The following is a 26,635-nucleotide window of genomic DNA, read 5'->3' on the forward strand; positions in this document are numbered from 1 at the left end:
TTACTTGCCTATAATCTTTTCAGCTCTATCAATTGCTGCATCAATGTTTGGCTGGAAGTTTTCAGCTCCTACCGTATTTACGAAGTCAGCCTTTTCCATCATGTGACGTGGCTGCTCATTTACGTGTGAAAATACAACTGTAACTCCCTTTTTCTTTGCTCGTTCAACCAAATCTCGAAGTGCTCTAAGAGCAGTAACGTCGATGGCTGGAACAGAACGCATTCTGATGACAAGCACCTTTGTATAATCCTTTACGTTAATGCTTTCTGCAAGCATATCAGAAACACCAAAGAAAAGTGGTCCTGTGATTTCAAATACTCTAATTTCCTTTTCAACTGGACGTAAATCATCAACGAACTCAGTGTCGTCTGACTGATATGTCCATCCGCTGACATGAGTCTCCTCGCTCATTCTCTTGATGAAGAGGATGCAGGCAACAATCATGCCCCACTCAATAGCTACTACAAGGTCGAATACTACTGTGAGAACGAATGTAAGTACAAGTACGATGATATCTGACTTTGGAGCAAACTTTACAAGTCTTACGAAAGGTCTCCACTGGCACATGTTGTATGCAACCTGGAAAAGGATTGCTGCGATACATGGCATTGGAATGAACTTTGCGTATGGCATAAGTACAACAAGTACGATAAGAAGTGTAACTGAATGAACCATACCAGCTACTGGTGTACGACCGCCGTTTTTGATGTTGGCTGCTGTACGAGCGATAGCTCCTGTTGCAGGGATACCACCGAAAAGAACTGATCCGATGTTACCGATACCCTGACCGATAAGCTCCTGGTTACTTCTGTGCTTGCTGTTTACCATTCCGTCTGCAACTACTGCAGAAAGAAGTGACTCGATTGCTGCAAGAATTGCTATCGTAAATGCGTTAGGCATTTCGTTTCTAACAACTGCAAGTGAAAAATGTGGAACTGAGATTGTTGGCAAGCCTGCCTTTAAATCAGGATAAAGTGTTCCGATTGTGTTTACGTTGAGGTGAAGTCCCTGTACCATTGCGATGCTGACGAATACAGCAATGATTGATGCAGGAATCTTTGAGAAGAACTTTGGCCAAATGATAAGCACTGCAAGACATACAACGCCAACAAGTGTTGCCTGCCAGTTAAGTGAATCAATGTTGCCAAAGAATACTTTTAATTTGTCGATTGTTTCGATTGGCTTTTCACCGTGGAAATCTACACCAAAGAAATCCTTGAACTGACCAATTAAAATTGTAACTGCGATACCGGCTGTGAAACCAGTTGTGATTGTGTATGGGATGAATTTGATAAGTGCACCGGCTTTTACCACACCTAAGATAATAAGAATGATACCGGCCATGATAGTTGCAATGATGAGACCATCCATTCCATCAGTTGCAATGATGCCTGCTACGATTGTAGCGAAGGCTGCTGTAGGTCCAGCAATCTGAACTGTACTTCCTCCGAAGAAGGAAATCAAAAATCCAGCAACGATTGCTGTATATAAACCTGGCTCTGGGCCAACACCTGAGGCCAAAGCCAAGGCAATAGAAAGTGGCAATGCGATGATTGCCACAATGATTCCAGATACTAAGTCTTTAAAGAACTGCTCCTTGCTATACTTCTTCATGCAAGTAAACAGCATAGGTTTAAAACTATCCATTTCTAACTAAACTCCTAATCTTCTTCCTAGCATTTCTGCATTGACAGCAAATTCCATAGCTGTCTCCTTTGTGATTTTGCCTTCACGCACCAATTTGAAAAGGCTAGAATCCATTGATACCATTTCGTCTGTGTCACTTGAATAGATGACACCTTCAATCTGTGGTACCTTGTTTTCTCTGATCATATTTCTGATGGCTGGAGTCACTGTCATGACTTCAAATGCAGGCACAAGTGAACCGTCAACAGCTGGAACAAGCTGCTGAGATACAACTGCCTTTATAACCATAGAAAGCTGTAATGCTATTTGGTGCTGCTGCTCAGAAGGGAATACGTCGATAATTCTATCGATTGTGTTTGCTGCTCCAATGGTGTGCAATGTTGACAGAATTAAATGTCCTGTCTCAGCCGCGGTCATTGCAACGGAAATTGTTTCAGCATCACGCATTTCTCCAAGCAAAATAACATCTGGACTCTGTCTAAGTGAGGCACGAAGTGCAGTCACATAGTTCTCTGTATCTAAGTGGATTTCTCTTTGAGACACAATTGATTTGCCGTGTCTGTGAAGGTATTCCACAGGGTCCTCAAGGGTAATAATATGCTTGTTGTAGTTTTTATTAATCTTGTCAACAATACAAGACAAAGTGGTAGACTTACCACTTCCGGCAGGACCTGTTACAAGCACCAAGCCCTTTGACTCATTTGAAAGATTGATTACAGATTCTGGAATGAGTAACTCTTTGTAATCTGGCAGTGTGAATGTGATGACACGAACTACTGCTGCAAAAGTACCTCTTTGCATGAATGCATTAACTCTGAAACGAGAAACATCCTTGATTGCAAATGAGAAATCGTCATCGCCGCCTTCGATGTATTTAGTAATATCCCTGCCTGCAAGCTCATAAATCTGGCGAACCAAATCCTCTGCTTTTGCTGGCATAACTGGACCGTCATCTGGCTCAGCTTTTTCTGTGTAGCCCTGTTCCAATTCTGAACGAGTAAGAACCAAATCGTTTACTCTGAATGAAACCTCACGGCCTGTAACAATAAATACATCTGAAGCCTTGTATTTTCTAACTGCATCTGTTAAGTAAGTTACAATATTTGTACTCATTTTATCCCCCTCAATCCTCCAATGTTATTACTGGCTGTGTGCTGTCTGCTTCCCAAGATGAAACATTCTGCACCTGCCAGCAAGTAATCTCTTTAGATTCAACCTTTACATTTAACACCTGATTTTCATTAATATCAACTGTAAATTCCTGATCTGCCCAATCTGAATCAGCAATTATCTCGTATGCCTGGTTGGATGCGCTGTAATATTCGTCAGTATGATTAAGAAGCTTCATACTGAGATTGTAGTTGTTGTGACTGGATGAGATGGCAAGGGCAGCAATTACCGCAAATGCCATGCCAATCAGGATAACAACCATCAGCGATGTACCTATATTTATTATTGTCCTGTTTTCTCTTTTTGTATGCTCCATTGTCACTCCTATTTAAGAGCTTTTTCAACTGCTAAGCTGTATATTTCTTCATCTGAAATTGTGGAAACCACCACGTGCATTGTCTGGCACATGCCCTCTGATTCTGGCTCAATAACAAGGCTTGTGACCTTGTAGGTTGCCTCAGAATCGTCCACTAAATTCCAGTTGTCGTCGTAGTAATTAGTAAATCCAGTATAGTCATCATTGCAGAGATAATCCTCTGCTGCATTACTTGCAAGATTTACTGCCTCAGTGATTTCTTTTGCCTCACCACTTTTTGCAAAGCTTCCAGCAAAACACTGAATACAAACTGCCGATACGATAATGAAAAAGAAAATAGCAAACATAAGCTCAGTCATGAAAATTCGAGAGCCGTTATTTCTATTCTTCATTAGACTGGCCCTCCTTTGACTTGATGCCTATTACCACATCCTGCTTTGCACCAAGGGAATCCTCAAGCTGCACATTGATAGTGCCGTTTTCTCCTTGGCTAAAGCTGATGCTGTTTACTTCCATGATTTTATTTCCAAAATCTGCTGTGGCGCCGGCAGTATCCTTTGCCTCTAGCTCCATCAAATATCCATCGTATTCGTAGATGTAGAGATTGAAGCCACTGCCCTCAGACATTTTGATGCAATCAACACCATCAAATGTATCAAGGGTAACTGCTCCATCAGAATCGTGCTGTCTTACCTCTTCGCGAATGTAGGCGATTGCTGTACGTGCACTTGAGTTGGCTTCATTTGCTAGTACTACTGATCTGTAGGAATTTACAGCCATCAAAAGAACACTCACCGCAGAAAAGGTGAATATCAAAAATAAGACCATTAGAAACATGATGTCTATATTATGTTTTCTAAGTCGTCCCTGTTTCAACGTTAATCCTCCAGATTTATAATCGTAACCTCTGGTCGCATATTCGAACCATAGATAACATAATCAACTCTAAAACGGTCATCATCGTAGATGATTCCGTAGTTTTCCTGTAAGTATTCAAAGCTTTCCGGGTATCTGCCTTCAGTGACATAGCACTGGATGATTGCCCTGTCGATGGCATCACTTAAGCTCTGGCGCTGCTCGGTAACTGAGCCAGCTGATGCCTTTGATACTGCAAACAAAAACAGGATAAATATGAGAAGAAACAGCCCTGCAGAAATCATAGTGCTGCCGGCCACGTTCTTCTGTTTGATTTGATGAATGCCGTCTAGGCTTCCAAATCTTGTCTTTGCCATATTAAATCATCCCCGACATAATGTTCAAAAGTGGTAGCATAACTGAAAGTAAAATGATTCCTACAATAACTGAAAGAATAATTACAAGTGTTGGCTCCACTACTGCAATTAAATCGTTAATCTCTTCATCGGCTTCTTCCTGATAGGTTGTTGCAACCTTCTCAAGAACGTTTTCCATATTACCAGTTTTAGCACCAAGGATTGCCATACGTCCGTAGAGACCACCGAAAATTCCTGACATAGAAAATGCCTTTCCGATATCCATTGTCTCTGCAAAAGAATCCTTGCACTTTTCAACCTTGTCCTCGAAATCAGGAGCTTCTACGATATTACCGCTGACATCAAGTGCCTGCATAACATCCATTCCACTTGAAAGTGTCATAGCCATTGCAGATGCAAAACGGCTTGTTGCAATTTTAGAATGGATTGATTTGAAACGACGACTCTTGTAAAGGATGTCGTTACGATGATTCTTGCCCCACTCTGTTTTATTGAGAACGATTACATAAATAATGATAGCAAGAAGAATCAATAAAAGAATCACACCGTTTGACTTCATAAATGTTCCAACAGCAAGGAAACCAGCTGAAAGGCCATCCATTGTGCCGCCAAGCTGCTTAAATACTCTGTTGAATACTGGCATGATTTCTGTTACAAGCACGATGATGATAACAAGCATCATACAAACCATCATAAGTGGATATGTAACTGCACTTCTGATTGCGTTTGAAATTGCCATCTCTCTTGAATAGTGTGCTGCAAGGTTGATGAGAACTGAATCCATTTTACCTGTAGACTCGCCCATCTTTGCCATCTCTACAAAATAGTCTGGGAAAACACCAACACTTTCAATTGCCTTTGAAAGTGAGCCTGTCTCTCCAACTACCTGCTCCATCTCTGTAAGGAGCTCTTTTTCTTCACCACCCTGGGACTCATCAAGCATCATTGTGATTCCCTGTATTGCTGAAACACCACTGGAAATCATCATTCCCATTTCATCTGAGAATGCATATAGTTCCTCGGGAGTAAGTTGTTTTCTAATTTTTTCGCTCATAGTTACACCTTTAATATTTATACTTTAGTTGATAGTAAGTAGTGTCATCTAAAGTTTTCTTTACTTGACTGTTGCTTGCATATGAACCTAATGTTGGGTCCATAAGCGTCCAATCTGTTCCATCAAACTGGATGATTTTATCAATCCAGCCTGTCTCCTTCGTATATACGGATATCCAGGCATGATATTCTGTGCCGGCGTATCCAATTTCAAGCCGTGTTGGAATACCCTGGGACCTGAGCATCGCCCCCATAAGGGATGCATAGTCAAAACAGATTCCCGTGTTGGTTGCCAAAGTGCTGTCTACCTTTGGAATGTATCCAGACTGAACTGTCTCGGCCTTGTCATAATCGTACTTAACATTTTTGGTGATGTAATGGTAAACGTTCTGCACCACCTCAATGTCGTTGTTTGCGCTGGCCGCCAGCTCCTGGCCCTTTTTCACCGCCTTGGAATTTGCATTGAAATCCACGTATGCATTTGGATACAGGAACATACTATATTCATCTTTTAGTGTTACGCTCACTGACTGAGTAAATGCCGCCGCATATTGATCATCATGCAAGTTCTCATAGACACCGATTTTGTAGGTGCCACTGCCTTCGGATAGAGGATAGACATCGTAGTTGCCATCCAAATCCATCAGGTAGTTATAAGTGTTTCCTGCTGGCGTTTCTATTAGCATTCTAACCTTAGCCGCTGAACCTGTGTATTTCACCATAACGTAGCCTTCGGAGGCGTTGCTTGCATCGATGGATGCATCCACATTGGAATAAACCTCCACGCCACTTGCCTCAGGTGTAAGCACCCGGATGGTGTTGTCCCTGGAACCCTTGGATTCCTTCGCCATGGCACCACTTGAACTGCTTTCTGTGGTGGATGAGTCGGAATTAAAGGCTGGCTGTTGATCGCCACAAGCCATAAAGCTAAGAGTAAGAACAATCAGTGAAAGCAAATATTTGTATTTCTTCACTTGCTTCCTCCACTGTTCCTTATTTATTTAAAATTCTAATTAACTCCACTTCACTGTTAAAATCATATTCTTCATCATCCGCAGCACTGTAGATTTTGCCCTGCCATGAAGCATTATCTCTGCCTGTCACCATAAGGATGAAGCTATCATTTCCTATCATAGGAAGTAAATCCATAGTTTCAAAAAGCTTTTCTTTTGGATCGATATCTACAATCTTGAGAGTAGGATATGTCTTTTTGAAAGCTCTATATCTAAATTTTTGCGCTGGGAACTCAACAGTATCCAGAAAGCTATTAATGATATTGAAGAAATCATCAACATCTGTGTACTTGTATGGCTCCTTGTCGTAGCAGTTGTATAGATTGCCACTGAAGCTGTCCTTGCTTTCTATGGTGATGCCAACACAATTGTGCATTCTTTTCATTCTATCAGAGATGTTCATAGCTATTCCCCTTTAACCATATCCTGAAGCTCTGCTGTGTCTGAATCTGTTCCCGCACTTGCAAGATTAACTGGTGCAAGATGATATTGAATGTAGCGCTTTCTAGATTCCTTGCTGAGGTTTTCGTTGATTCTGGCCTGAACCAAAACGCAGTCCTCCTGAGTAATATCTAAAAGTAAAACTACAAACTGATTGTTACTATATCTGGCGTACATATCGCCACCTCTTGCTGATGTACGGATTGCTTCTGAAAGCTCCTCAGCAAGATTTTCTAATCTGTCGGAATCATTAAGTCCAAAGCCCTTGCCATCTGTGATGGTGCAAAGCATAAGCCATGCTGCCTGGCCTGAACGTCTGATGACGCGCTTGATATATCTGTATGTCTCAACGAAAGTAGGATATGTGCAATTGAATGCACCCTGTATTTCTTCCTTAGATGTATCGAGGTTTCTCTTAACCTCGCTAATCATATCTGTATTGTTCTTAATCTGTGCGCCTAGTCTATCAAGCTGGTCGGTCATAGCAGATGCAACGGAAACACCAAGCTCCTCAAACATGAGAGTCTCAGTATCCTCGTATAACTTTAATGCATCCTTTGTGTTACCAACCTCGATGAGGGCACGCATCTCGTATGTCTGCCATCCATCGTAAGGATAGATGCCGTTAGCCTTGTGGCTAAGCTCATACATCTTTTTGTATTCTTTTTGTAATTCGTATATTTCTAATAGCTGCTTTAAGCAACGGTCAAAAAGCTTTTTAAGTCTAACCTGAGTAGTTACAACCCACTCGTAGCCACTAAGTGTAGCAAGGAAATCTCCATTATAAAGAGCACAAGCCTCCTCCAGAAGCTTCTGCTGTTCCTTGGCATCCTCTGCACCCAGAGCATTCTTTGCAAGCTCTTCGAATTTGACTGCGTCGCACTCGATAGTCACAAATGGATTGATAGAATATGTTCCACGCTTGATGTAAACATAGTCTTCATTTGGAATATCAAGGGCAGCCAGGGATTTTCTTAATCTAAATACAATAGCTCTAAGGCTATTAGATTCATCAGCAATCTCTTCATTATGGAAAAGATTGTAGATAACCTGATCTCTAGCTATACCGTTTGTGTAATAAATCAGCATCTGGAAAAGCTGATTTACCTTTGTTGTGTTATTACGTTCTAGTACAATAGGTACATCATTACATGTGATATCTAACTTACCTAAAAAATCTGCCTTAATAAGAATTTTTGAATCGTACATAGTTCTCCCTTTTTAGCTAATCCATTTCATTACAAATAAAAGTATAAAATAACAAAATGTTATTGTAAATAACCAAATAGCCTGCAGCTTTCTGCAGGCTATAACAGCTATTCAACTTTTTCTTTGACATTGAATTGGTTCATGGCTCCATCCAAATTATCTTCTAAAAACAACTCTAACGCTCCAATCACCTTGTCCATCGAGGCGTCTACACGCTCTCGGTCCTCAGCGTCATAGTGACCGAGCACATGGCTAACCATGTCACCATTTTCACACTCTCCAACTCCCACACGAATTCGAGGGAAAACATTCGAACCGGTATGTGCAATTATATTTTTTAGTCCATTGTGACCGCCAGCACTTCCCTTTTTTCTAACTCTGATGTTGCCTGTAGAAAGTGATACATCATCAGAGATAACCAAAAGCTCTGTTTCTGGGTCCACTTCATAATAATCACACATCTCGCGAACGCATTCTCCGCTAAGGTTCATATACGTCTGAGGCTTTACCAACATAACCTTGTGGCCATTTATAACGCCCTTTCCTACAATGCCTTTGTGCTCCTTGTGAGAGACTTCTATCCCAAACTTTTTTGAGATGGCGTCGATGGCTTCAAATCCAACATTATGCCTTGTTCCTTCATATTTCCTTTCAGGATTGCCTAGACCAACAATTAAAAACATAAATCTTACTCTGGGAACTCTTCCTTATACTTATTAAGGATCATTGTCTGCATCTGCTCTCTTGTTGTTGAGCGAATAGGATGAGCAATATCCTTGTAGCCGCCTTCTGAACCACGTCTAGATGGCATAGCGATGAAAAGTCCCTTATCTCCTTCAATAATCTTGATGTCGTGAATAACAAACTCTTCGTCAATTGTTACTGAAACAACTGCCTTCATCTTACCTTCTTTTTCGATTTTACGGATTCTAATGTCTGTGATTTGCATTGTTATACCTCCCCAACTGGCATATCGTATCTGTTTTTGTTTCCGGTAACTATGCGGACTCCGTTTTCCCCAATATATGTGGATCCGCTGAGCAATGTCTCATGGCTTTCAACAATGCAATTCTCTACGTGCACGTTGTCCCCTATGTATGCTCCATTTAAAATGACACAATTCTTAACAACTGAATTGTTGCCAACAAAGGCCTTTTTAAATAGTACAGAATTCTCAACCGTACTGTTAATGATACATCCTCCTGCAACCAATGAATTCGTAACCTTTGAACCTGTGTTGTATTTAGCAGGTGGTAGGTCGTGTGTCTTTGAGAAAACTCCTGGTTCAGTATGGAAGAAGTTATCTCTGACATCCTTTCTAAGGAAATCCATGTTTGCTTTGAAGTAGCTATCTACGTCTGCAAGATTTGCCCAATAACCTTCCATTCTGTAGCCGTAGATTCTCTTCATGTTTTTGTATCTGATGAGAATATCTGTTACAAAATTGTACCTGCCCTCTCTATTGCACTCCTCAAGCAAATCGATGAGAGCTCTTCTTCTGATGACATAGACACCTGCTGAAACAATATCTGAAGTAGCAACCATTGGCTTCTCTTCGAACTCTGTAATTCTGCCGTCTCTATCCATCTCTACAACACCGTAGCGGTTGATGTCGTCACCCTCTGGCAACTTTGCACACACTACTGTGATGTCTGCCTGTTTCTTAATGTGGTAATCAAGTACCTTATTGAAATCAAGCTTGTAAACACAATCACCACTTGCAATGATAACATATGGCTCATGTCTTTTCTTTAAGAAATCAATATTTTGCCAAATGGCATCGGCTGTACCTCTGTACCACCAACTATTGTTTGTTGTAACTGTTGGTGTAAATAGGAAGAGACCTCCCTGCTTTCTACCAAAGTTCCACCACTTTGCTGAATTAAGATGCTCGTTCAATGAACGTGCGTTGTACTGCGACAGCACAGCAACTGTCTGGATGTGTGAGTTTGTCATGTTTGAAAGGACAAAATCAATACATCTATAGCTTCCACCTACTGGCATCGCTGCGATAGCGCGCTTCTCAGTAAGCTCATGCATTCTACTGCTGTTTCCACCTGCTAGAATAATACCTAATGCTTTCATACTCGATCACCTGCCTTGATAATATAGCCGCCACTAGCCAACTGTCCGTCAGGATAATCTGCTTCGCTAGTCTCGCCCTTGATAGCTGTGTTTTTACCAATAGTAACGTTTGCTGGAACAACTGAGTTCTCCCCGATAACTGCCAATCCAAATGAATAGATGCTGGCGTTAAGCTTGCTCTCAGCCTCGGCTCCCTGTCCGATTTTTGTCCCTTCGCCTATGACTGTATTCTCGGCGATAATCGATTTATCTACTACACAGTTCTTTCCGATAATTGCGCCTTCCATAATAATTGAATCGCGAACCACCGCGCCTTCATCAATTACTACACCTGCGCCTAGAACTGAGTTGTACACCTCTCCATAAATCTGAGCACCTGCTCCAATTATTGCTTTTTCAACTACTGCAGTAGATGCAACAAACTGTGGCTCAATGATATTTTGATTAGTGTAAATCTTCCAGAACTCTTCATATAAGTTAAACTCTGGAATTAAATCAATAAGCTCCATATTGGCTTCCCAATATGATCCAAGTGTTCCTACATCCTTCCAATAACTGTTGAACTCGTAGGCATACATTGGAGCTCCCTTTTCGTGGAGGTATGGTAAAACGTGTTTACCAAAATCGCAATTGCTCTGATTCTTGAGAGCAAGAAGCGATTCCTTTAATGCCTTCCAGCTAAATATATAGATACCCATTGAAGCAAGGTTGCTTCTTGGATGCTCTGGCTTTTCTTCGAATTCGCTGATACGTTTTTCATCATCAGCAATAACAACTCCAAATCGAGATGCTTCTTCGATTGGTACTGGAATTACTGCGATTGTAACATCAGCACCTTTTGCCTTATGAAAATCTAACATGGCTTCATAATCCATCTTGTAGATGTGATCTCCTGAGAGAATCAATACATACTCTGGATTATAGTTCTCCATGTACTTAAGGTTTTGGAAAATGGCGTTGGCTGTGCCTGAATACCACTCACTTGTGTCGCTCTTCTCATAAGGAGGAAGAACGGTTACACCACCATTATTCCTGTCTAAGTCCCAAGGAATACCGATTCCTATGTGTGAATTAAGTACTAATGGCTGGTACTGAGTAAGTACGCCAACGGTATCAATTCCCGAATTGATACAATTTGACAGAGGGAAATCGATTATTCGATATTTACCTCCGAAAGAAACTGCTGGCTTTGCTACATCTGAAGTTAGAACCCCCAGTCTGCTTCCCTGCCCGCCAGCGAGAAGCATGGCAATCATTTCTTTTCTAATCATCCTATCATCTGCCTTTCTCATGGTGTCAGTTAAGGATGTGCATAACGCACCCCCCGTTGTGAATTGTAATTAAATTCACAATCTTGTACATTTAGTATAACAAAGTGAATATTTTGGTGCAATAATATTCATAATTTTTTACTATAACATCGTTAATAGTTAGACAATTCCCGTAAATTTTACTAATTCATATAATGTACCTTGAAACTCAAGGTTTTTAGGTTTAAATTATTGAGGGTATAATAATATATAAAGAAGGAAATTTTTCATGTACAAAATTGATTTTAATAACAAGATACACGTTCACTTTATTGGAATCGGTGGAATAAGCATGAGCGGTCTTGCTGAGATATTGCTTGGCGCTGGCTTTACTATCTCTGGTTCTGATAGAGAAGAAAGTGATCTCACAGCTCATTTAGCATCACTTGGAGCAAAGGTTAGTTATCCACAGGCAGCTGAAAATATCACTTCAGATATCGACCTTATTGTTTACACTGCTGCAATCCGTGAGGATAACCCTGAGTTTGCTGCTGCAAAAGCATCTAGCAAGCCAATGCTTACAAGAGCTGAGCTCCTCGGTGAGATTATGGAAAACTACGCTCGTTCAATTGCCGTTGCAGGAACTCACGGCAAGACAACAACCACATCAATGGTTAGCCAGATTCTCCTTGAGACTGCAGACGACCCTACCATTTCTGTAGGCGGTATCTTGGATGCTATTGGAAGCAATGTTCATGTTGGCGACAGCGATGTGTTTATCACAGAAGCTTGTGAGTACACAAACAGCTACCATTCATTCTTCCCTAAATACAACATTATTCTTAATGTAGAAGCAGATCACCTTGATTTCTTCAAGAATCTTGAGAACTATCGCGCTTCATTTAAGAAGTTTGCCGGCAACACATCAGACGACGGTATTCTTATTATTAATAATGAGATTGATGACGTTGAGTATTTCACTGAGGGATTAAAGTGTCAGGTTATCACCTATTCTCTTAAGGAAGGCGCTGATATTTATCCTACAGACATTACATATAATGAAAAGGGATTCGCTAGCTTTACTCCTGTATTCAACGGAAAGGCTATGGAAAGAGTTTCATTAAATGTTCCTGGAGACCACAACATCAGCAATTCACTTGCTGCTATCGCACTTGCTACTGAGATGGGCATTTCATTTGACCATATCAAGGCAGGACTTGCAAAGTTCGGCGGTGCTCACAGACGTTTCGAGCTTAAGGGACATTTCAATGGCGCAACTGTAATTGATGACTACGCTCATCACCCAACAGAAATCGCTGCCAGCCTTGCAGCTGCTGCAAACTACCCACACAACAGAGTGGTTGTTTGCTTCCAGCCACACACATACACTCGTACACTTAGCTTCCTTGACGATTTTGCTAAGGCTCTTTCAGCAGCAGATGTTGTTGTTCTTGCAGACATCTATGCAGCTAGAGAACCAGATATCTACGGTGTCAGCTCAAAGGACATTGCAGATAGAATCGAAAAGCTAGGAACCGAAGTTCATTATTTGGGTTCTTTTGACCAATGTGAAAAATTTTTAGAAAAAAATATTGTAAACAATGACTTGTTGATAACTATGGGCGCAGGAAATGTGTATTTAGTAGGCGAACATCTACTTCAGAAATAGTTATCCACATTATCCACATTTTTGAACGGATTTATCCCCCTCGAAAATGTGGATTTTTTTATGCCCTATTTTCAATGGGTCATAATAGTTATCCACATTATCCACAGAAGCCACAAACCCTTTATTTACAAGGGTTTGCGGGGTCTCGCCTCTTTTCTTTTCGGAATTACTTTGATATAATTCGGTTCATTAAGAGGGAGAGGATTTGAATATGGCTGACATCATGCTACATACCAGCACTAACACTGGTTTTACTTGCATTTCTAATACTTTTATTGACGATTACATGAAAGATGCCAATGGAGAGTACGTAAAGATTTACCTTTATCTGCTTCGTTGTCTTAACAGAGAGGATTTTGATTTTTCCATCTCGCAGTTGGCGGACTGCTTAGACCACACAGAAAAAGATGTAATGCGTGCATTTACTTATTGGGAGAAAGTGGGCTTGCTTCGTCTTGAGTACTCTGCAGATAATGAGCTTTCAGGAATCTGTCTAGTGGATGTGAATGATATGCACTCATTCACATCAGTAAACTACACTGCAGCTACCACTGCGGCTCCAGCTTCTGTCGCTGCTGCCACAGGCGCACCTGCAGTTTCAGATAAGGCTATTAACAACACTGTACCATTCAGACCAAGCTACAGCTCAGACCAGCTTGATGCTTTCAAGGAGAACGATGAGGTTAGCGATCTTATTTTCGCTACACAGACTTACTTCAAGAGACCACTTTCTGTAACAGATATGAACACACTATTATTCTGGTACGACAGTCTCCACATGTCTGTTGATTTGATTCAGTATCTCATTGAGACTAGCATCGACGAAGGTCACAGCAGCATCCACTACATGGACACTGTTGCTCGTAACTGGGCCGACGATGGAATCACTACAGTAGCTGAAGCAATTAAATCCAGCAGTGCACATACAAACGCAGCTTACACAATCAAGCGTGCACTTGGCATCGGAAATCGCGATTTAGTTGATTCAGAGTTAAACTACATCGACAAATGGGTTAACGTTTACAGCTTCCCACTTGATATCATCACAGAAGCATGTGAGCGCACCATCACACAGACTAATAAACCAAGCTTTAAATATGCAGATACAATCATTACTAGCTGGCACAATTCAGGAGTAAAGACTCTTGATGACATTGCTAAGCTTGATTCGGAATTTACAAAGGCATCTGTTGCTAAGCTTTCTTCTGCAAACCGTGCAAAGGCAGCTCAGGCAAACAGCGCCACAGCGGCTCGTGCAAAGGCCAACAACAAGTTCCACAATTTCTCACAGAGAGATTATGATTTTGAAGCACTTGAAAAGAAGCTTCTTGGGCACTAAAGGGAGGTTAATCTATGGCATTATCTAATGAGCAGTATGACGCACTTATGCGCGAATACAATCACAAGCAGTCACGTAACAACCAGATTGTTTCTTACCGCACAAAAGAGTTATACTCTGCTGTTCCAGCCCTTTCAGAGCTAGATGACGAAGTATCAAAGGTTTCAGTATCTTCTATCACTGCTATCTTTGAAGGTAAAAGTATTTCTGAAGCTTCCGCAGATTCAAAGCGCAAGCTTTCTCAGCTTAAGGAACGTCGTATGCAGCTTATTAAATCTGCAGGTTTTCCTGTGGATTATCTTGAGCCACCATACGATTGTCCTGATTGCAAAGACACTGGCTATATCAATGGGAAACGCTGCCATTGCTTCAAGCAGGCCGCTATCAATATTGTTTACAGACAGTCTAACATCAGCAACATTCTTGCCAAGGAAAACTTCAATGCATTTGATCTGAATGTATACGATGAGGATTATTATGAGGATAATTCTGATATAGATGCTCGTTCAAATGCTAAAATAGCGCTAGAAAGAGCGAAAAACTTTGTGCAGAATTTTAGGGAAAAAGGTGGTAATCTCTTGTTGCTTGGACAGACAGGGTGTGGAAAAACCTTTCTTTCCAACTGTATCGCAAAAGCTCTTTTAGACGAAGGTATATCTGTTATTTACTTCACAGCGTCAGAGCTTTTCAGAGTTTTTGAAGAACAGACTTTCAAGAAGAACGCAAACGTAGCGGATCTTCATGATCAAATATTCGATTGTGACTTATTAATCATCGATGATTTAGGCACAGAGTTTCAGAATTCTTTCACTACAGCACGCCTATTTCAATGCTTAAATGAAAGATTACTTCGTAGTAAATCAACTATAATTTCAACTAATTTTTCTCTTGAAGATTTAAGAGACACCTACAGCGAACGTATTACTTCGCGAGTATTCTCTAACTATGAGACTATCAAGCTCATTGGAAATGATATTCGCATCAAAAAAGTAATATCAAAATAATTAATTTAATATTAGCAAGGAGCAAAACATGCCAAACAATGAAATCGTGTTGGAAAACACACCACCTATGGCAGAGCTAGGAATTATTCCTCACAAGAGCTGTACAGCCATCGCAGAACGCGTTAACGACTATCTTCTTCAGTGGAGACAGGAGCGCAAGAGTGATCAGTCAATCATTACTCTCGCAGGTTACCGCAGCGATTCTTACATCGTAAAGGCTGATTGCCCACGTTTCGGTTCAGGCGAAGCAAAGGGTATCATCAACCAGTCAGTTAGAGGACTTGATTTATACATCCTCGTAGATGTTACAAACTACAGCCTTACATACAGCGTTTGTGGTCACGAGAACCACATGAGTCCAGACGACATCTTCTGTGACTTAAAGCGTATCATCGCAGCAGCAATGGGAAAAGCTAAGCGTATCACAGTTATCATCCCATTCCTTTATGAAGGCAGACAGCACCGCAGAAGTGCTCGTGAATCTCTTGACTGTGCTATGGCACTTCAGGAACTTGTAAACATGGGTGTAGACAACATCATCACATTTGATGCTCACGACCCACGTGTACAGAATGCTATTCCACTTCACAGCTTTGAGACAGTTTCTCCTACATACCAGTTCCTTAAGGCTATCCTCAAGAACTGCAAGGACCTTACTCTCGACAATGATCACCTTATGATCATCTCTCCAGATGAAGGTGGTACAAAGAGAGCCGTATATATGGCTTCTGTCCTTGGCGTAAATGTTGGTATGTTTTACAAGCGTCGTGATTACAGCCGCATCGTAGACGGACGTAATCCTATCGTAGCACACGAATTCCTTGGAAATGACGTAGCTGGCAAGGACGTTATCATCGTAGATGACATGATTTCTTCTGGCGAGTCAATGATAGACGTAGCTACAGAGCTCAAGAAGCGCAACGCAAAGCGTATCTTCGTAGTAGCTACATTCGGACTCTTCACAAACGGAATGGAGAAGTTCGACAAGGCCGTAGCTGACGGCATCATCTACAAGGTTGTTACAACAAACCTGACATACCTTACAGATGAAGTCCTCAACAAGGACTACTTCATCAAATGCGACATGTCAAAGTACATCGCATACATCATCGATACCCTCAACCACGAGTGCTCAATCTCAGAGCTCCTCAACCCATACGGACGTATTGAAAAGCTCATCACAAAGTACAAAAACGGCGAATACTAAGCCGCACCCTTCTGGGCCCCTCTCTTATGAGGGGCTCTTTTTATTGCCCGCACCAGCCCCGCCGGGGATTGGGGGCTGGGCCAACTGCCCTCCATGAGTGAATTTCTAATCAAACTCCAGCTACACTGGCCGACTGTGGTAACTGCTTAACTTCGCCTTCAGATTATGATTTTCTAAACGCCAAGAGTCGCTTTCTTTATAAGTGGGTGTTTTTTCAATTCTTTGCAATTCTGACGCCACTGTATGTAGGAAATGCAGACACACTTTATCTATAAGTATTAATCTCCACAGCAAGCTTAGGAATAATTGCCGCGACATTTGAAGTGAGCCTAGAAAATTAGAAAGGGGTATTTTGCGATGAATAGGCGTGAGGCGCCATGGACGGCGCCGAGAGCCCGACAACGAAACGGACTGAGTTAAAGGGCGGCGCCTAAGCATCCAAAATCCCCTTTCTTAATTTTCTTGGCAAACGAAGTATGAGCGCAATTATCCTAAGCCTTGTGTGGAGACTAATACGTAAACCTCAAGTGTCTGCATCCTACACACAGCGGCTTCGAATTGCAAAACCAATGAAAAGACACCCACATAAAGCTCCCTTTTGGCGTTAAGAAAATCTATAATCTTCGCGAAATTGTTAAGCAGTTATCCACAGCCGGCCAGCGTAGCTGGAGTTTGCTTGACAAAGCGTTTCATGGAGGGCAGTTGGCCCCTTATGGTTACGGCGGGCGGGGCGGGTGCGGGCATAAAAAGAGCCCCGGGTGTGGTACCTGGGGCCGTAGGGTGCGGTTTAGAGATGGGATGCAGCGGCTTCGTCGCAGATTACGGTGACGTCCGGATGGGTTTGGAGGACTGAACCTGGCACGGTTTCGGTGACGGGGCCGGTTAGGACTTTGGCCAAGGCGTCTGCTTTGGCGGTGCCGGTTACGATGAGTAGGATGTGCTTGGCGCTCATAATGGTTTTGATGCCCATGGAGTAGGCCTGTCTTGGGACGTCTTCGATTTTTTCGAAGAGGCGGGAGTTGGCACGGATGGTGCTTTCGGTTAGATCTACCAGGTGAGTGGCTTCGGTAAAAGGTGTGCCTGGTTCGTTGAAGCCGATGTGTCCGTTTTCGCCAAGGCCTAAGACCTGAAGGTCTGCTCCGCCAAGGGATTGTACCATTTTTTCGTAGGATGCACATTCTGCATCAGGGTCTGTCGCAATTCCGTTAGGTAAGTGGGTGTTTGCAGGGTCGATGTCTACCTTTGAGAAGAGATGCTGGTTCATAAAATAGTGGTAGCTGTTTACATCATCGTCTGCAAGGCCTGCGTATTCATCTAGGTTTACGGTACGAATGTTTTTGAATGATAATTCGCCGGAGTTGTACATTTCTACTAGTTCCTTGTACATGCCTACTGGTGATGAGCCTGTGGCAAGGCCAAGGATACTGTCATTTTTTTCTTTTATTTGAGCTGCTACAAGGGCCGCTGCTCTCTTGCTTACAGCATCGTAATCTTTTTCTTTGTAAATCTTCATTTCTTAAATACCTCAGTTTTATTATGCTATTATTGTACTAACAATATGTGTTTAGAGTTTGCGCTATCTCTTTTGTAAACTAATTATATGGACCGCCAGAGTTTAGCGTCAATTAAACGGAGCACTTCTGAAACGGCTTTCATACACATATCCCATATCAGGGTGTGGTGATGTTAGTACTTTCATAAATGGGCTAAATTATTGAGGAATAAAAATATCTTACTTAAAATAGATGCATAAGGAGTTACCTATGAATCATAATTCTCAAATCTTAAATCAAATAAAGGGTGGATTGGTGGTTTCCTGCCAAGCCCTTGAAAGCGAGCCTCTCCATAGTAGCTTCATTATGGGAAGGCTGGCGAAGGCGGCTGTAGAAGGCGGCGCAGTTGGAGTCAGAGTAAACGGGCCTGATGACATTGCAGAGATAAAAAAGACCACTGATGTTCCTATTATTGGATTGTGGAAGCGAGAATACGATGATTCAGAAATCTACATCACTCCTACCATGACAGAAATCGATGCTCTCGCTGAAGCTGGTATTGATATTATTGCTACTGATGCCACAGATAGAAACAGGCCAGGTGGCATTACACTAGACAGCTTTTTCATGGAGGTTCGAGCAAAGTATCCGGATATGCTTTTTATGGCAGATTGCTCTACCTACGAAGAAGGTGTTAAAGCTCAGGAGCTTGGGTTCGATATTGTCAGCACTACTCTAGCTGGCTACACCAAAGAAACTGCTGGAAGGCAATTACCGGATTTTGACATGCTTAAAAGGCTTGTCGACACACTCAGTATTCCTGTAATTTGCGAAGGCGGTATTTGGGAGGTAGCTCAGCTTCAAAAGGCCTTTGAGCTTGGATGTCACTGCGCTGTTATTGGCAGCGCAATCACCAGGCCACAGCTGATTACAAAACGATTTACCGATTCAATCAAGGAGATTCAAAATGAAAATAATTAACGGTAGCGTGTTTTTGGAAGACGGAAAATTTGATGAAGTTGATGTTGTTTGTAAGGATGGGTTGATTTCGGATATCGGCCAGGATATCACTTCATCTAGCGATACAGAAATATTTGATGCCAGCGATTGCTATGTTATCCCTGGTTTGTGTGATATACATCTCCATGGATGCATGAGTTTTGATTCTTGTGATGGCACAAAGGAAGCTCTTGCTGCCATGGCAAAATACGAGGCAAGCGTAGGCGTCACTTCTATCCTGCCAACAACCATGACATATCCAGAAAAGACTCTTACTACTATTGCTAAGGCTGTTGCCGACTATCGTAAATACGATAATAATACAGAAGGATTTGCTACTATCCACGGCATAAATATGGAAGGTCCATTCATTTCACCTGAAAAGAAGGGCGCCCAGAATCCTAAGTATATTCAAAATCCAGATTACGATATGTTTCACCGTATAAACGTAGCCAGTGGTAATTCAGTTCGTTTATGCGATATCGCCCCTGAAACTGATGGCGCAATGGAGTTCATCGATAAGGCAAAGGACGAAACAAGAATATCCTTGGCCCACACCACAGCAGACTATGACACATGCAAAGAAGCTTTTAAGCGCGGCGCAAAGCATCTTACTCACCTGTTCAATGCAATGCCAGCATTTACACACCGTGCACCTGGTCCAATAGGTGCTGCTGCAGAAAACGAAGATGTCACTCCAGAGCTTATCTGCGACGGCGTCCATGTATATCCTGCTGCAGTAAATATGATGTACAAGGTTTTCGGTGCTGACAGACTTATTATGATTAGTGATTCTATGCGCGCCACAGGACTGCCTGACGGAGAATACGAACTGGGCGGCCAGCCTGTAATTGTAAGGGGACGCAGAGCCACTCTTCACGATGGCACTATCGCCGGCTCTGCCACTAACCTCTTCGACTGTATGATGACTGCTGTAAAGGAAATGAACATTCCTCTTGCAGATGCCATTCTTTGTGCTTCTAGAAATCCCGCTAGAGCTATTGGTGTGTACGACACCGTCGGTTCCATCACTATTGGCAAACAGGCGGATTTTGTTATAATTAATAAATCCGATCTAAGTATTAAAAAAGTCATAGTAAGAGGTAAATATGTCAACAGTTGATACAACTAAAGATAAAATTCGAGAAGCTTACGATAACTTGACTAAATCAGAGCAGCAGGTTGCAGATTACTTTTTGGAGAACACTGAAATCAGCGATTTTTCATCAAAGCATATCTCCTTGCTGCTATACGTTTCTGAGGCTACACTTTCACGTTTTGCCAAGAAATGCGGGTTCAAAGGCTACCGCGAATTTGTTTACATGTACGAGCTGGATTTCAAGGATTACTTCACTGAAAAGGAAGAAAAAGAAATCTCTGATATCACTCGCTCTGTTCGCAAAAACTATAAAGACATTATGGTGAAAGCCTTCGATTTGATTGATGAAGATCAGATGCGACGCATCGCTACCAAGCTCAGCAACACCGAGTACACTGTCCCAGTGTATGGCATGGGTTCTAGCGGATATGTAGCCCGCGAATTCCAGCTTCGATTTATGAGACTAGGTCTAGATGTTATCGCAATTACGGATTCCCAGATGATTGCTATGAATGCCTCTTTAGTAAAAAGAGGTTCTTTAGTTTTGGCTTTTTCTATCAGCGGTACCACAAAAGTGGTTATCGACGGCATTAAAAAAGCTAAACAAAACGGAGCCAGAGTGGTTCTCTTTACCGCTTCAAAAGACAAAAAATTAGCAGAGCTTTGCGATGAAATCGTTGAAGTTGCCTACCTCAAGGAGCTTGAAAAAGGCACCAAGATTTCCCCACAAATATCTCTGCTGATACTTATTGATATTCTATACTCTTACTATTTTGCTAACGACTCATTTTTCAAAGCTGAAAAATACAAGCGTACATTGACTGCACTGGAGATTGAGAAAAATATCTCACCTTTGTAGATCCTGCAATTGACCACTCAATATTATATGTGTATACTTATCCCTATAAATACATTTAAGGGGATTTTTATAATGCAAAAACATATAATTATTACAACACTTAGCGTTTTAGGATTGTTATTAGGTGGCTGCAGCAACAGTATTACAGATATGCAAAGCCGTGGTTACGATGATGATTCATTTCTTTCTGATGACAGTTGTAGCTATACCTACGCTGAAAGACTTGGAAATGTCACTTCTGACTCTGTTGATTTACAATTTAAAGGTTTCACTGGAAACGACTATGTTTGGTATTTAACGGCTGATGAAACCAGTGAGTTTTCACTTGACTATTCCTTTGATGTAGAAAAAGGTAATTTTAAAATTATTGAGATAACTCCCGATAAGGAAGTTATTACACTTTGGGAAAATCTCGATGATGCCACAGCAGAAGGAACTTTAAATATCGATGTTGAAGAAGGAACTTCATTGATCAAAATTGTTGGTAAAAAAGCTAAAGGCGATATCCAAATTAACGCCGCTTCTAATCAGGAAGTTCAAATCATCGTTCCTAACGTTCCAGACGTATAAAAGAATATTACAACATAGAAAAAGACCACAGCTTTCGCTGTGGCCTTTTTACATTCTAGAATGGAGTTATGGGAATGTGAATTATAGTAATTTCTTGAATTCGTCATATACGAACTGTACCTGAGTTCCGATGACTACCTGTACTGATGTTTTGCCAGGGCGAATCATGCCGGCAGCACCAGCAGCTTTTACAGCTTTTTCATCAATCACTGACTGATCCTTTACTTCAAGTCGGAGTCTTGTTGCACAGTAGTCAGCTGATGTGATATTTTCTTTTCCGCCGAGAGCAGCTAAAACCTTTGTAGCTACTGCAGCGTAGTTGCTATCTGAAAGCTTTGCATCTTTATCAATTTCACCGAAGAGTTCTTCGTCATCCTCGCGTCCAATTGTCTGGAGGTTGAATGCTCCAATCATGTAATAGAATACAAGGTAGAATACTACAAATGCTGCAATGCCAAGTGGAATAATCATCCATGTGTTCTTAGCAGCTGGAAGTGATGCAGAGAAGATTAAGTCTGTCGCGCCAGCTGAGAATGAGAAGCCCGCTCTAAATCCTACCAAGCCTGTGATAATTGTAAACACACCATAGAGGAGTGCGTATACTACGTAAAGACCTGGAGCAAGGAACATGAATGCAAACTCGAATGGCTCTGTAACACCGCAAACGAATGCGCAGATTGCAGCAGATGAAAGAATACCAATGGCAACCTTTTTCTGATTTGTCTTTGCACGTCTAATCATTGCGATTGCAGCACCTGGTATACCAAACATCATACATGGGAAGAATCCTGACATGTAAAGTCCTAAATCCCATGAAACATCTGCAGATGTCTTGCCTGCCCAGAAGTTTGTTAAATCACCAAGTCCGATTGTGTCGAACCAGAATACGTTGTTAAGTGCGTGGTGAAGACCTGTTGGAATAAGAAGTCTGTTAAGGAATGCATAGATACCAGCTCCAACGATTCCCATCTTTGAAACTCCTGTACCGATTGCTACAAGGCCTGCAAAAAGTAATGGCCATACAAAGAGCAATACAGCAGAAACACAGATAGAAATGATACCTGAAATGATTGCTACACTTCTCTTACCACTGAAGAATGCTAACCAATCTGGAAGCTTTGTGCCTTTAAATTTGTTGTAGCACATTGATCCGATTACACCGGCAAGAATACCAATAAATGGATTTTCAATCTTATCAAACGCCATTGAACGTGTAGCACTTTCTGCGATTGAAGGCATGATTGTTGTAACAAATCCTGTAGCAAGAAGTGTTGTCATAATTAACCATGAAACGAGAGCTGCTAATCCACCTGTACCGTCATGGTCATCTGACATACCAACACCTACACCGATAACAAAAAGAATCGCTATGTGGTCAATTAACGCTGCGCCAGCTTTTACCAGGAACAATCCGATAAGCATCTTTGCACCGGTGATATCTCCTCCTTGCATTGTTGCTGGGCATAAAGCGTAACCAATACCCATCAAAAGAGCACATAGAGGTAATACCGCTACGGGCAACATAAGGGCTTTTCCAAGTTTTTGTAAAAACTTCATACATTATCCTCCTTTTTATCCCCTAACTCCCTAATAAGATTCCTTATTAAGTACTAACTAAATTATAGTTATTGGATAAAATCTGTGTCAATGAATTCGCCCTACTCTGAAACCTCTTTCATGTTTATAGCTAACCTTTCAGTTTCCCTGACAGTACTTTCACGCAAAAGAAGCCCAAGCATATGCTTGGGCTTCCTTTCATGTATTTGGGTTTTATTAAAGCTTTCCACCGGATGTAGCAATACCTTCGATGAATTGCTTCTGGAAAATGACATAAAGAACAATCATTGGGAGGCATGCGATTAATGCTGCTGCCATAAGTTCTGGATAGTTTGAAGAGAACTGTCCTTGCATCTTTGAAAGTGCACTTGCAAGGGTTGTTTTGTTTGTATCTGGACAAACAATCATTGGCCACATCAAATCCTTGTAAGCAAATACTGCTGTAAAGATTCCAAGGGCTACCATGGCTGATTTTGTAAGAGGAGCCATGATGAAGAGGAAGGTTTGTCCAATGTTGCAGCCATCCAGTCGGGCCGCTTCCTCCAGTTCCTTTGGTAAGCCCATGTAGGCCTGGCGAAGAAGGAAGGTTCCAAAGGCTGATACCAAACCTGGGAATAAAAGTCCTAGCAGTGAGTTGGTCCAGCCAAGCTTACTTACCATTACGTACTGTGGAATGATAAAAATCTGAGATGGAATCATCATCTGGAAAAGAACCAAGCCAAACATGAAATCCCTGCCCTTAAACTGAAGTCTGGCAAAGGCATATCCTGCAAGTGTGGCTGTGAGAACTGCACACAAAACTCGAAGGGCAATCATCATTATTGTATTGAAATACAGTCTTCCAAAGTTTACGTTATGAAGAACTTTTACAAAGTTTTCTACCCGAAGCTTTGACGGAAAGATTACGAATGGATCCATCTGAGTAGATTCGCCAACTGTCTTGAATGCTGTAAGCACCATCCATGCAAATGGCACCAGCATTATAAATGACATGATTATTAGAATTATATAAATAATTATTTTATTTTTACGTCCCATTTTTCTCACCTCACATTAGTTGTAGTGAACCCACTTCTTTTGACCAACCATCTGCAATACAGTCAAAAGCATAATTACTACAAGAAGCACTACCACAACTGTTGCTCCGTAGCCCTTGTTGCCCTGTGTAAATGAGTATTTGTAGAACAAGCTTACAAGTGACTGCGTTTTAAACAGTGCAGGATTGTTATTGTCGATTACCATGTAGATAACGTCGAATACCTGCATAGCTGCAATAACTCTTGTAACCAATACGAAGAAAATTGTTGGAGAAATAAGTGGAACTGTAAGGCTGAAAAACTGCTGAATTCCATTTGCTCCATCTATAGATGCAGCCTCATAGTAGTCTCTTGGAACTTCCTGCAAGCCTGCCAAAAACAAAACCATATTGTAGCCGATGATTGACCAGATACCGATGATTGCAATTGAATAGATTGCAATGTCTGGATTTGAAATCCAGTTGGTCTTTCCTGGCAAGATATGATTCAATAGTCCAAATTCAGAATTATATAACCATCTCCACACCATAGCGATTGCTGCTGGAGCCGCAACCATTGGCAGGAAAAAGATGGTTCTAAAGGCACTTCTACCTTTTATTTTCCCATTTAAAAATACAGCTAATACTAACGAAATAATGATAGAGATTGGTACCTCAACTACTGCATATTTAATTGTGTTCCATAATGCCTGCCATACTTCAGTATCTGAGAAAACCCTTTGATAATTACCGAGCCCTACAAAAATATTTCCTTTTCCGAAATCACCTGTTTTGAAAAAGCTCTGATATATAGTTTGAAAAATTGGAATGATGTTTAGAATGATTAGCCCTATCATTGTTGGAGCAATGAAAAGCCATCCCCAAATAAATTCGCTTCTTTCGCGCTTTGTAACTCTTTTTTTATTCATAACAATAGTCTCCTGCTTTAAGACAGACAAGGTGCAGTATGGACTACTGCACCTTTATCTGCAATTTAAACAATAATAAAGAAGAAGTTATTCCTCACTGAGGGTCTGATTCATGCTGTCACAAATTTCCTGACAAACTGTTTCTACGTCCTTTTCGCCTGTCCAAGCTTCTTTAAGCTTTTCTGTCTGCATATCTTCCCAAACTGTTGTGTACTTTGAATATGGACGGAATACTAAGTCTGCATCAAGCATATCCATATGTCCGCTTAAGTCGAATACATCTGTGCAGTTAACCCAAAGGTCTGAGCATCCTTCGTATGCTGACATTGTTACACCAAGCTCTGCCTGCTTCTCCTGCATTTCCTTAGAACCAAGCCATTCGATAAGTGACCATGCTGCATCTGGATTCTTTGTGTTTGCTGATGCTGCCCAGCCAAGTCCGTTGTAAATAGAAACTCTCTTACCTGTTGTTGCATCCTTTGGAAGAACTGCTACATCACAGTTTGCTGCTGTGTATTCGTTGTCCTTGAAAGCTGATACCATCCAAGAACCCTGTGTTACCATTGCAACCTTTCCTGACTCGAAAAGTACATCTGCTGCAGATTCTGAGATTGTGTTAAGGTCTGGGCAAGAGCCGTCCTGAATCATATCTACATACATCTGAATTGCCTTGATTGTGTTAGGGTTGTCATAGCCTGAAGACTTCTTGTCATCGCTGATGATTTCTCCACCCATTGAATATACTGCGTTGTAGAATGAGTCCTGGTTGTTTGAAGGTGCAATTGCATATCCCCAGTGCTCATCGTTTGTAAGCTTTGCTGCTGCATCTACGAATGTATCCCATGTCCATGTGTCATCTGGATAATCAACGCCCATCTCGTCAAAGATTGTTTTGTTGTACCAGAGAGCGATTGTATCGATATCCTTTGGAACTGCGTACTGCTTGCCACCTGACTGATAAAGATCAACGATACCTTCGTAGTAATTTGCCATGTCAATCTTGTCGCTAGCTTCAATCTTGTCTGTCAAATCCATGAGCATGTCATTTTCCATGTATTTCTGTGCCTGGTTTGAATGCATCCAGAATACATCTGGAAGCTCACCGCCTGAAGCGCCTGCCTCAAGAAGTGTCCAATAATCATCCCAACCAACTACCTGGATAGTAGCCTTTACGCCAGACTGCTCTGACCACTCATCAATGATTTCCTGTAAACCAGCTCTCTGGTTTTCATCCCAAATAGAAACTGTAAGTTCGCCTTCTACGCTGCCCTTCATCTCTGTTGCTGCTGCATCACCGCTGTCTGCTGCTGCATCTGATGTGCTTTCCCCAGAGCCACCACATGCCATCATAGACATTGCCATTAATGAGGCAAGCAATAAACTAGTCACTTTCTTTACCTTCATAATAACCTCCCTTTCGGTCTTGCCGATTTTTATTATAAATTCATATTAACTTTCTTTAGCACATCTTTATATGGA

The 26,635-nt window shown here is 41.6% G+C and carries 27 protein-coding genes; 8 read left to right on the plus strand and 19 right to left on the minus strand.

Annotated elements, in window-relative coordinates:
• From CRN97_RS13335 to CRN97_RS13400, 14 genes are all read right to left on the minus strand, one after another.
• Positions 1–1,647, minus strand: a complete 1,647-nt coding sequence (locus CRN97_RS13335) for a SulP family inorganic anion transporter (protein WP_097077220.1) — start codon at positions 1,645–1,647, stop codon at positions 1–3.
• 6 nt (positions 1,648–1,653) lie between these two features.
• A complete protein-coding gene (locus tag CRN97_RS13340; protein WP_044938996.1) occupies positions 1,654–2,760 on the minus strand; it encodes a type IV pilus twitching motility protein PilT in 1,107 nt (368 codons plus the stop codon).
• Between the two features lie 10 nt (positions 2,761–2,770).
• Positions 2,771–3,133, minus strand: a complete 363-nt coding sequence (locus tag CRN97_RS13345) for a hypothetical protein (protein ID WP_097077221.1) — start codon at positions 3,131–3,133, stop codon at positions 2,771–2,773.
• Positions 3,134–3,141: 8 nt separating this feature from the next.
• Positions 3,142–3,525 (minus strand): hypothetical protein, encoded by a 384-nt coding sequence (locus CRN97_RS13350; protein WP_033152281.1) that lies wholly within the window; start codon positions 3,523–3,525, stop codon positions 3,142–3,144.
• On the minus strand, positions 3,515–4,009 hold the full coding sequence (locus CRN97_RS13355) for a DUF4860 domain-containing protein (protein WP_090395427.1): 495 nt from the start codon (positions 4,007–4,009) through the stop codon (positions 3,515–3,517). Before CRN97_RS13355 ends, CRN97_RS13350 begins: the two co-directional genes overlap by 11 nt.
• Positions 4,010–4,011: 2 nt before the next feature.
• Positions 4,012–4,365 (minus strand): hypothetical protein, encoded by a 354-nt coding sequence (locus CRN97_RS13360; RefSeq protein WP_081822054.1) that lies wholly within the window; start codon positions 4,363–4,365, stop codon positions 4,012–4,014.
• Between the two features lies 1 nt (position 4,366).
• Positions 4,367–5,419, minus strand: a complete 1,053-nt coding sequence (locus CRN97_RS13365; protein WP_044939005.1) for a type II secretion system F family protein — start codon at positions 5,417–5,419, stop codon at positions 4,367–4,369.
• 10 nt (positions 5,420–5,429) lie between these two features.
• The gene (locus tag CRN97_RS13370; protein ID WP_242962108.1) at positions 5,430–6,392 is read right to left on the minus strand and encodes a transglutaminase-like domain-containing protein; all 963 of its coding nucleotides are present in this window, start codon (positions 6,390–6,392) and stop codon (positions 5,430–5,432) included.
• A gap of 19 nt (positions 6,393–6,411) precedes the next feature.
• A complete protein-coding gene (locus CRN97_RS13375) occupies positions 6,412–6,834 on the minus strand; it encodes a hypothetical protein (RefSeq protein ID WP_097077222.1) in 423 nt (140 codons plus the stop codon).
• 2 nt (positions 6,835–6,836) lie between these two features.
• On the minus strand, positions 6,837–8,081 hold the full coding sequence (locus CRN97_RS13380) for a BTAD domain-containing putative transcriptional regulator (RefSeq protein ID WP_097077223.1): 1,245 nt from the start codon (positions 8,079–8,081) through the stop codon (positions 6,837–6,839).
• A gap of 107 nt (positions 8,082–8,188) precedes the next feature.
• Positions 8,189–8,764 (minus strand): aminoacyl-tRNA hydrolase, encoded by a 576-nt coding sequence (pth, locus tag CRN97_RS13385; protein WP_033152292.1) that lies wholly within the window; start codon positions 8,762–8,764, stop codon positions 8,189–8,191.
• Between the two features lie 5 nt (positions 8,765–8,769).
• Entirely contained in the window at positions 8,770–9,030 is a 261-nt protein-coding gene (gene spoVG / locus CRN97_RS13390) for a septation regulator SpoVG (RefSeq protein ID WP_028235339.1), read from the minus strand.
• A 2-nt stretch (positions 9,031–9,032) separates the two neighbouring features.
• Positions 9,033–10,166, minus strand: coding sequence for a glucose-1-phosphate adenylyltransferase subunit GlgD (gene glgD / locus CRN97_RS13395; RefSeq protein ID WP_044939015.1), 1,134 nt, complete (start codon positions 10,164–10,166; stop codon positions 9,033–9,035).
• Positions 10,163–11,437 carry a glucose-1-phosphate adenylyltransferase gene (locus CRN97_RS13400; protein ID WP_097077246.1) on the minus strand — a complete coding sequence of 425 codons (1,275 nt, stop codon included), beginning with the start codon at positions 11,435–11,437 and terminating at the stop codon, positions 10,163–10,165. Before CRN97_RS13400 ends, glgD begins: the two co-directional genes overlap by 4 nt.
• 268 nt (positions 11,438–11,705) lie before the next feature.
• Here CRN97_RS13400 and murC point away from each other — a divergent pair, with 268 nt between their 5' ends.
• From murC to CRN97_RS13420, 4 genes are all read left to right on the plus strand, one after another.
• A complete protein-coding gene (murC, locus tag CRN97_RS13405; RefSeq protein ID WP_097077224.1) occupies positions 11,706–13,085 on the plus strand; it encodes a UDP-N-acetylmuramate--L-alanine ligase in 1,380 nt (459 codons plus the stop codon).
• A gap of 211 nt (positions 13,086–13,296) precedes the next feature.
• Positions 13,297–14,424 carry a DnaD domain protein gene (locus CRN97_RS13410; RefSeq protein WP_097077225.1) on the plus strand — a complete coding sequence of 376 codons (1,128 nt, stop codon included), beginning with the start codon at positions 13,297–13,299 and terminating at the stop codon, positions 14,422–14,424.
• A 14-nt stretch (positions 14,425–14,438) separates the two neighbouring features.
• Positions 14,439–15,428, plus strand: coding sequence for an ATP-binding protein (locus CRN97_RS13415; RefSeq protein WP_074789448.1), 990 nt, complete (start codon positions 14,439–14,441; stop codon positions 15,426–15,428).
• A 28-nt stretch (positions 15,429–15,456) separates the two neighbouring features.
• Complete coding sequence (locus tag CRN97_RS13420) at positions 15,457–16,635, plus strand: ribose-phosphate pyrophosphokinase (protein WP_044939028.1); 1,179 nt, start codon at positions 15,457–15,459, stop codon at positions 16,633–16,635.
• A gap of 787 nt (positions 16,636–17,422) precedes the next feature.
• Here CRN97_RS13420 and nagB read toward each other — a convergent pair.
• Positions 17,423–18,148, minus strand: a complete 726-nt coding sequence (gene nagB, locus CRN97_RS13425; protein ID WP_097077226.1) for a glucosamine-6-phosphate deaminase — start codon at positions 18,146–18,148, stop codon at positions 17,423–17,425.
• A 250-nt stretch (positions 18,149–18,398) separates the two neighbouring features.
• Between nagB and CRN97_RS13430 the strand changes: the two genes are divergently transcribed.
• The 4 genes from CRN97_RS13430 (at position 18,399) to CRN97_RS13445 (ending at position 21,655) form a co-directional block, all read left to right on the plus strand.
• Entirely contained in the window at positions 18,399–19,109 is a 711-nt protein-coding gene (locus tag CRN97_RS13430; protein WP_097077227.1) for an N-acetylmannosamine-6-phosphate 2-epimerase, read from the plus strand.
• Positions 19,096–20,250: an N-acetylglucosamine-6-phosphate deacetylase gene (gene nagA / locus CRN97_RS13435; protein ID WP_097077228.1), complete on the plus strand. Its 1,155-nt coding sequence runs from the start codon at positions 19,096–19,098 to the stop codon at positions 20,248–20,250. Before CRN97_RS13430 ends, nagA begins: the two co-directional genes overlap by 14 nt.
• The gene (locus CRN97_RS13440) at positions 20,237–21,085 is read left to right on the plus strand and encodes a MurR/RpiR family transcriptional regulator (RefSeq protein ID WP_097077229.1); all 849 of its coding nucleotides are present in this window, start codon (positions 20,237–20,239) and stop codon (positions 21,083–21,085) included. Before nagA ends, CRN97_RS13440 begins: the two co-directional genes overlap by 14 nt.
• A gap of 72 nt (positions 21,086–21,157) precedes the next feature.
• A complete protein-coding gene (locus CRN97_RS13445; protein ID WP_097077230.1) occupies positions 21,158–21,655 on the plus strand; it encodes a hypothetical protein in 498 nt (165 codons plus the stop codon).
• A gap of 81 nt (positions 21,656–21,736) precedes the next feature.
• Here CRN97_RS13445 and CRN97_RS13450 read toward each other — a convergent pair whose 3' ends face one another.
• The 4 genes from CRN97_RS13450 to CRN97_RS13465 all read right to left on the minus strand — a co-directional run bounded on the left by CRN97_RS13450 (position 21,737) and on the right by CRN97_RS13465 (position 26,560).
• Positions 21,737–23,212 (minus strand): PTS transporter subunit EIIC, encoded by a 1,476-nt coding sequence (locus tag CRN97_RS13450; RefSeq protein WP_097077231.1) that lies wholly within the window; start codon positions 23,210–23,212, stop codon positions 21,737–21,739.
• Positions 23,213–23,428: 216 nt separating this feature from the next.
• A complete protein-coding gene (locus tag CRN97_RS13455) occupies positions 23,429–24,250 on the minus strand; it encodes a carbohydrate ABC transporter permease (RefSeq protein ID WP_044939063.1) in 822 nt (273 codons plus the stop codon).
• Between the two features lie 15 nt (positions 24,251–24,265).
• Positions 24,266–25,156: a carbohydrate ABC transporter permease gene (locus CRN97_RS13460; RefSeq protein ID WP_097077232.1), complete on the minus strand. Its 891-nt coding sequence runs from the start codon at positions 25,154–25,156 to the stop codon at positions 24,266–24,268.
• Between the two features lie 87 nt (positions 25,157–25,243).
• Positions 25,244–26,560, minus strand: a complete 1,317-nt coding sequence (locus CRN97_RS13465; RefSeq protein WP_097077233.1) for an ABC transporter substrate-binding protein — start codon at positions 26,558–26,560, stop codon at positions 25,244–25,246.
• Positions 26,561–26,635: the final 75 nt, after the last annotated feature.

Source organism: Pseudobutyrivibrio ruminis DSM 9787, assembly GCF_900218035.1.
GTDB classification, from domain to species: domain Bacteria; phylum Bacillota; class Clostridia; order Lachnospirales; family Lachnospiraceae; genus Pseudobutyrivibrio; species Pseudobutyrivibrio ruminis.